6 protein-coding genes are annotated in these 6,652 nt (G+C 42.0%); 2 read left to right on the top strand and 4 right to left on the bottom strand.

Going from position 1 to position 6,652, the window contains the following annotated elements; translation table 11 throughout:
- Positions 1 to 849: 849 nt before the first annotated feature.
- Positions 850 to 2,850, top strand: coding sequence for a copper-translocating P-type ATPase (locus tag D0T84_RS20795; RefSeq protein WP_163309798.1), 2,001 nt, complete (start codon positions 850 to 852; stop codon positions 2,848 to 2,850).
- Between the two features lie 221 nt (positions 2,851 to 3,071).
- Here the strand turns inward: D0T84_RS20795 and D0T84_RS20800 are convergent, their stop codons facing one another.
- The 4 genes from D0T84_RS20800 to mce all read right to left on the bottom strand — a co-directional run bounded on the left by D0T84_RS20800 (position 3,072) and on the right by mce (position 5,783).
- Positions 3,072 to 3,515, bottom strand: a complete 444-nt coding sequence (locus tag D0T84_RS20800) for a biotin/lipoyl-containing protein (RefSeq protein WP_163309800.1) — start codon at positions 3,513 to 3,515, stop codon at positions 3,072 to 3,074.
- 16 nt (positions 3,516 to 3,531) lie between these two features.
- A complete protein-coding gene (locus tag D0T84_RS22485; protein WP_185155781.1) occupies positions 3,532 to 3,708 on the bottom strand; it encodes a hypothetical protein in 177 nt (58 codons plus the stop codon).
- Between the two features lie 20 nt (positions 3,709 to 3,728).
- Complete coding sequence (locus tag D0T84_RS20805) at positions 3,729 to 5,279, bottom strand: acyl-CoA carboxylase subunit beta (RefSeq protein WP_163309802.1); 1,551 nt, start codon at positions 5,277 to 5,279, stop codon at positions 3,729 to 3,731.
- A 90-nt stretch (positions 5,280 to 5,369) separates the two neighbouring features.
- Positions 5,370 to 5,783: a methylmalonyl-CoA epimerase gene (mce, locus tag D0T84_RS20810; protein WP_163309804.1), complete on the bottom strand. Its 414-nt coding sequence runs from the start codon at positions 5,781 to 5,783 to the stop codon at positions 5,370 to 5,372.
- Between the two features lie 354 nt (positions 5,784 to 6,137).
- Here mce and D0T84_RS20815 point away from each other — a divergent pair, with 354 nt between their 5' ends.
- Positions 6,138 to 6,398: a hypothetical protein gene (locus D0T84_RS20815; protein ID WP_163309806.1), complete on the top strand. Its 261-nt coding sequence runs from the start codon at positions 6,138 to 6,140 to the stop codon at positions 6,396 to 6,398.
- The last annotated feature ends 254 nt before the right edge of the window (positions 6,399 to 6,652 follow it).

Below are 6,652 nucleotides of genomic sequence, written 5' to 3' on the forward strand. Positions count from 1 at the left end.
CATAAACTGATGGCTCCTTAATTTATCGTTAAATCTCTCCGTAAAGGTAAAAACTATATAAATCTTGTAAAAGATGAGGCAGACCGAAGGCTTACGTTCTTAGCAATTTTTTATACTCTTTTTACCGTATTTTTGGCTCCGCCGATTTTAGCTCCGCTGATTTTCAATTCAATTCATAACCGAAGGTTATCAGTCCAGTGTCATCAACTTAAGGATTATGAAACCAAAGATCAGGGCTGAAAGCCCGTCTTATTTCAGCCCAAGGCAACGCCTTGGGGCAGAATATCCAGATACAGAGCGTGCGCGCTGAAAGCGCAGGTCAATGATTTGGTCTTGTTCTTTAAGTTTAACCTGCGCTTTCAGCGCGCAGTTTCTGTTAGATGCTCTTTACCCAAGGCGACGCTTCGCTTGCCATTGGGCTGAAATAATAAAGGCTTTCAGCCTTAGTTTGAAGACATTGGGGTATCGGCCTGCGGAAATTGCAATGCTTAGAAACTACTGTCTGAAAGACAGGACAGCATATATTTTGCCTTTCGGACAATTTGTTAATTATCAATGTTTTCCATATCGGATATTTTTTTGTCATGTACTAAACAGTTTTTCAGTTACTTTATGATTTTAAAATTATCTTATTATACAACTATAAATATATAGTGGCGATAGTAATAGAAAAGGTAACACAAAGAAAGAAGTTAGAAACTGTCACTTTTGTCACTTTTTTATTGTAGTATAAATCGTTATATTGTTAGTTGTTAGCGCAATATGTGAGGTAGGTGTTGAGGTCAGAGAATTGGTATTTGTTACTTTCCGAGTAGTATATGAAGTTTGTATTCACTAAAACAGATATTAATGGAGATAAAAAATAGCCGTGATACTTTAGGTAGCCGGGAAAATTATTTAGGCGTGTTGAGAAGGGATTGTATCCTGTCCCTGATTTTTTGTGTACCCCTTATTGTTATAGCATTATTTTTCAGGGCTATACCTTATGCTAACTATTATATGTGGGCATTGGCTACGCCTGTGGTACTTTTTTTCGGCAGGCAGTTTTTTATTGTAGCATGGAAGCATGCTTTGCGGTTTTCGGCAAATGCGGATACACTGGTAGCACTGAGTACGGGTACTGCGTATATGGTCAGTATATTCAATACTTTATTGCCTTCGTTCTGGACTGACAGGGGGATGCAGCCACATGTATATTTTGGTGTATCGGCTATTGTGGTTGCCTTTGTCTTATTGGGGAGATATTTAGAAGAAAGAGCTAAAAGTAATACGGCCATCGCCATTCAGAAGCTGATAGGCCTGCAACCGCAGGTAGTTACCGTAGTCAGGTCGGGGCAGGCTGTAGTTATTCCCGTAAGGCAGATAGAGGTGGGCGATGAGGTTATGGTGAAGCCGGGGGAACGTATTCCCGCTGACGGGAAAATAGTAAGAGGCTCCAGCTTTATCAATGAAAGTATGATAAGCGGCGAGCCCCTGCCTGTAGAAAAAGGTGAAGGGAAGAAGGTTTATGCCGGGACAGTAAATGAGGCGAATACCTTTTATTACATAGTGTCTGCAACGGGGAAGAATACCTTGCTAGGGAATGTGGTAGGGATGATTCAGGATGCTGAACGCGGTAAACGGACGGTGCAAAAGATGGCGGATAAGGTTTCCCGTATCTTTATAGTGGTCATTGGTTTTGTTGCGATATTTACGTTTCTGATGTGGTTTTGGTTATCTGCCGAAGACGGCTTTATGCAAGGGCTTCTTTCGTCAATCATGGTGCTGATCATGGCTTGCCCCTGTGCATTGGGGCTGGCTGCGCCTACCGCTATAATGGCGGGTATAGACAGGGGCGCGGCGCATGGAATACTGATAAAAGGGTCGGAGGCGTTGGAGAACGCTGATAAGCTGACTGCGGTTGTCTTGGACAAGACAGGAACGATTACAGAAGGTGTATCCCGTGTTGTCCGTATAAAGTGGATCGCACACCCTACACCTGAACTGAAAGGGATTCTGTACGGAATCGAATCTTATTCGGAGCATCCTTTGTCTCAGGCGGTAAAAGTATATCTGAATGATGATTACAGGATAAAGCCGGAGATGAAAGTGTCTTCCCTTTCAGGAAGGGGGCTGGTAGGCGAGACCGATTCAGCTAATTACTACGTAGGCACAATGAAGCTGCTGGAAGAACAGAACGTTGCCTTCACAGAAGAAGAATCGGACTGGATACACAATGAGACCGGTAATGGCAATACTGTTGTCCTTTTTGTCAGCCAATCATCATTGCTGGCTATAATCTCAATAGCGGACAAGGTAAAGCCTACATCGATAGAGGCCATCGCCCGGATGAAAGGTTCCGGAATGAGCCTGTATATGCTCACAGGAGACAGCAAACGTTCGGGAGACCTTACTGCCAGGCAGGTAGGCATCCCTGTCGATCATGTCAATGCGGGAGCGTTGCCGGCGGCTAAAGCTTCCTTTGTGAGTGAACTGAAAGATAGCGGAGAGGTTGTAGCTATGACCGGAGACGGTATCAATGACTGCGGGGCGTTGGCTATGGCGGATGTAAGTATAGCTATGGGGCAGGGGAGTGACATCGCTATGGAAGTGGCTCAGGTAACTATAGCGTCCTCAGACTTGAACTTGCTGTGTAAGACCATCGATTTGTCTAAACTGACAAATAAGACGATAAGGCAGAATCTGTTCTGGGCTTTTATATTCAATGTAATAGGTATACCTGTGGCGGCCGGAGCGTTGTATCCTGCTTATGGTGTATTGCTTAATCCTGTAATGGCAGGTGTGGTAATCGCCTTAAGTTCTGCCGGTGTGGTTGTAAATAGCTTACTGCTCAGGTTTAGAGAGATATAAGAAAGAAAGCTATACAAGGAGAATCCTTCATATAGCCTTCTTATCACCGACGTAGTTTTGTAGTTTGCTGTAACTTATTATTATCTTGATTTTTGTTACTACAGCTTTGTTAATGCTTTTGGGCATTATAATTTTTTATCTGATATGTAGTAGACGCAGTAAAAACAAAAACGCTGCATAAAAAATCAATTTATGCAGCGTTTTTTTATGAAAAGTTAATCTTATCCGATTGTAACCAGCGCAACTCCCTCTAATACAGAGTCTCCCTTAGCAACATGAATTCCGGTAACTTTACCGTCCTGTGTTGCCTGTATTGCATTTTCCATCTTCATGGCTTCGAGCATTACTACGGTCTGTCCTTTCTTAACCTCATCACCCTCATTTACCACAACATCGATGATGATGCCCGGAAGCGGGGATTTTACAACTCCTGCGCCGCCACCTGCCGGTTTGGTAGGAGCCGGAGCAGCAGCCTTAGGCGCCGCGGCAGTAGCTGCCGGAGCTTTTGTAGCCGGACGGGCAACCAGAGTAACTTCTTCCTCGTTGTTTACCAACTCTACTTTGTAATTAGTTCCGTTTACCGCTACTTCAGCAAGCTCGTTATCCATTTTATTTACGGCAACAATATATTCTTGGCCGTTGATTCTATATATGAATTGTTTCATGATAGTTATTCAAATTTTATTTTCTTACTGGCATTTGAAGCATAGCACTTGCTTTGTCGGCCCAAGGTAAATAATCTTTAGACACATGTTTAATAGTCAACACATTGCTTTCTACGTCATGCTGGTGTTGCACATCATATATAGCCATTGCAATGACTGCTAATACTTCTTTAGGTATATTATTATCACTCATATTCTTTAGTTTTAGAGGGATTATAATGGCAGGTTATCGTGCTTCTTGGCCGGATTAACTTGCTTTTTCGTTCTCAGTTGCTCCAAAGCGCGGATTACACGGAAACGTGTGTTGCGCGGTTCGATAACATCATCAATATATCCATAGCGTGCAGCATTGAAAGGGTTGCAGAATAGTTTGTTGTATTCTTCTTTCTTAGCGGCAAGAGCTTCAGCAGGGTTTTCGGCTTCTTTGATATCTTTCGCGTAAAGAACTTCGGCAGCGCCATCAGCACCCATTACTGCTATTTCGGCAGTAGGCCATGCGTAGTTGATGTCTCCGCGAAGTTGCTTACAGCTCATCACGATATGTGAACCACCATAAGATTTACGCAAAGTAACAGTTACCTTAGGTACAGTCGCTTCTCCGTAAGCATAAAGAAGTTTTGCGCCGTGTGTGATAACGCCGCCATACTCCTGTCCTGTTCCCGGAAGGAATCCCGGAACGTCAACCAGTGTTACCAACGGGATGTTGAATGCGTCGCAGAAGCGTACGAAACGTGCAGCTTTGCGGGAAGCATTGATATCTAATACTCCGGCAAGGTATTTAGGCTGGTTAGCCACAACACCAACAGATTGTCCGTTCATACGGGCAAAACCGATAATTATATTTTTAGCATAGTTGCCATGTACTTCAAGGAATTCGCCATTATCTACAACTGCACCGATTACCTCAAACATATCGTATGGCTTATTCGGATTGTCAGGGATAATCTCATTCAATGAGTCTTCCATTCTGGCAACTGGGTCTGTACATTCTTTGCGTGGAGCCTCTTCCATATTGTTCTGTGGAAGGAAGCTGTATAAGTGACGGATCAGGGCAAGACCTTCATCTTCGTTAGGCACAGCGAAATGAGCAACTCCCGATTTTGTAGTATGCACACTTGCACCTCCAAGTTCTTCCTGGGTTACATCCTCACCTGTTACTGTTTTTACCACTTTAGGGCCTGTAAGGAACATATAAGATGTGCCTTCTGTCATCAGGATAAAGTCGGTAAGTGCAGGAGAATATACAGCACCACCGGCGCAAGGCCCGAAGATACCGGATATCTGAGGTATTACACCCGAAGCCAGGATGTTGCGTTGGAAGATTTCAGAATAACCGGCAAGCGCGTTTACGCCTTCCTGTATACGTGCGCCACCCGAGTCGTTGATACCGATTACCGGAGCGCCTACTTTCATCGCCATATCCATTACTTTGCATATCTTTAATGCCATAGTTTCGGATAATGATCCGCCGATAACAGTAAAGTCTTGCGCGAAGATGTAAACCAGACGTCCGTCGATAGTTCCGCAACCTGTAACAACTCCATCACCGAGGAATTTTTGTTTGTCCATACCGAAGTTTGTACTACGGTGCTCTACAAACATGTCAAATTCTTCAAAGCTACCTTCATCAAGCAGGATAGCTATACGTTCGCGTGCAGTATATTTGCCTTTTGCATGTTGAGCATCAATTCTCTTCTCTCCACCTCCAAGACGAGCTTTTGCACGAAGTTCTATAAGCTCTTTTACTTTTTCAAGTTGGCCCATGTTTTATTATTTTAGATTCTAATTAAATTTTCGGATAACGCAAAAATGACTTTACTGCATTCCTGTTGATGCGTAAAGCCACTTTCTATTTTATTTTTTTGGAGTTTCACATAATTCGGTAAGAACGCTTCCTGTTGATTTTGGATGAAGGAACGCGATGTCAAGACCTTCTGCTCCGCGGCGTGGCGCCTTATCGATAAGCTGTACTCCTTTTGCTTCTACTTCGGCCAGTGCATTTGCAACACCGTCTTCGACACACCATGCGATGTGGTGGATTCCTTCTCCTCTTTTTTCAATAAACTTAGCAATTGTGCTGTCAGGACTTGTTGGCTCAAGTAGTTCGATTTTAGTCTGACCTACTTTGAAGAAAGCTGTTTTCACTTTTTGGTCTTCAACAACTTCTATGCTGTAGCATTTTAATCCCAAAACACCTTCGTAGTAAGGAAGCTGTTCCTCAATGCTTTTCACAGCAATACCTAAATGTTCAATGTGCGAAATATCCATGTTTTATTTGAATAAAAAGTTATTATTTAGTTCGCCGCAAAGGTACTATTAAAATATAAGACAGCGAAATTAAAAATGTAAAAAATCTCACATTATGCACAAGTAAAACAAAAGTGTGCAGTTGTGGAAATTTGTCACCAAATTAGCTGTTATTCCGGATAATTCCTCTATGTAGAAGGATAAGAATGTATTGTTTTAATAATTATTATAAAAATATTTACATATGTTCTGTGCGTTTACTCATTTTCAACGTTTTTTAATGTTTTGAAGGGGAATTTTAGCGAACAAAGTATTAACTTTAAGCATTATAAAGAACACCCGTTCCCATGTTTCATCTTTTAAGTGTATGTTGCTATGAAGATCAAGAATGTTTTAAGAGTAGGGGATGTTTTATATAGAGTCGATCCCAGAAAGTTGTCGATCAGAGCGTTTAAAATCGTACCGGATGAAGTAGTGAATTTTATAGCTACTAATTATGAAGATTTTTCTTTGAAGTGTGAGAAGAGGCGCTTTCAGATCCCTTCCAACAAGTTCCCCTTTGAGTTTAAAGGACTGCTGTATTTCCTGACAGAGGATGATGCCAATGAATATGTAAGAACTCAAATCGGGATGTAATGTTCGATATTGTAAGGCAGGATGCTTGAAAGTGAGTATTAGGTAAACCTGCCTGAAAATTAAGATAGAAGGAGGGTGTGTCAAAACTAAGAAATTGACGCATCCTCTTTCTTTTTGTGGGATTTATCTTCTTTCTTTTTTACGCTGCCCATTTTGCTTGGTTCATGGATTTGATTGAATTTAGGTCGCATATAATTTGAAAACGAGTAGTCTTTAGTGTATTTTTCTCTCTATTTGCGCTTTTGTTTGCCTGT

This window comes from Dysgonomonas sp. 521 (genome assembly GCF_010501055.1).
Classification (GTDB): domain Bacteria; phylum Bacteroidota; class Bacteroidia; order Bacteroidales; family Dysgonomonadaceae; genus Dysgonomonas.